Origin of the sequence: Bowmanella yangjiangensis (genome assembly GCF_017255015.1) — a bacterium.
Classification (GTDB): domain Bacteria; phylum Pseudomonadota; class Gammaproteobacteria; order Enterobacterales; family Alteromonadaceae; genus Bowmanella; species Bowmanella yangjiangensis.
Window position 1 is genome coordinate 1 of the sequence record NZ_JAFKCS010000856.1, and the last position, 300, is coordinate 300.

1 protein-coding gene is annotated in these 300 nt (G+C 74.0%); it reads left to right on the plus strand.

Going from position 1 to position 300, the window contains the following annotated elements:
• Nucleotides 1-300: alpha-hydroxy-acid oxidizing protein (locus J0A65_RS26960; protein ID WP_206597230.1), on the plus strand; the 300-nt coding region annotated here is incomplete at both ends.

A 300-nucleotide genomic window follows, 5' to 3' on the forward strand; every position in this document is an offset into this window, starting at 1 on the left:
CTGCTCAAGGGCATCCTCAGCGCCGCCGATGCCGAGCAGGCGCTGGCGGCTGGGGTCGATGGGCTGATCGTGTCCAACCACGGCGGCCGCACGCTCGATGGCCTGCCGGCGACCATCGAGGCGCTGCCGGAAGTGGCGGCCGCGGTGCAGGGACGTGTGCCGGTGCTGCTCGATGGCGGGATCCGCCGTGGCACCGACATCCTCAAGGCGCTGGCCCTGGGCGCCGACGCGGTGCTGGTGGGCCGGCCGTGCATCTTCGCCCTGGCCGCAGCCGGTGCGGTGGGGGTGGCGCATGTGCTG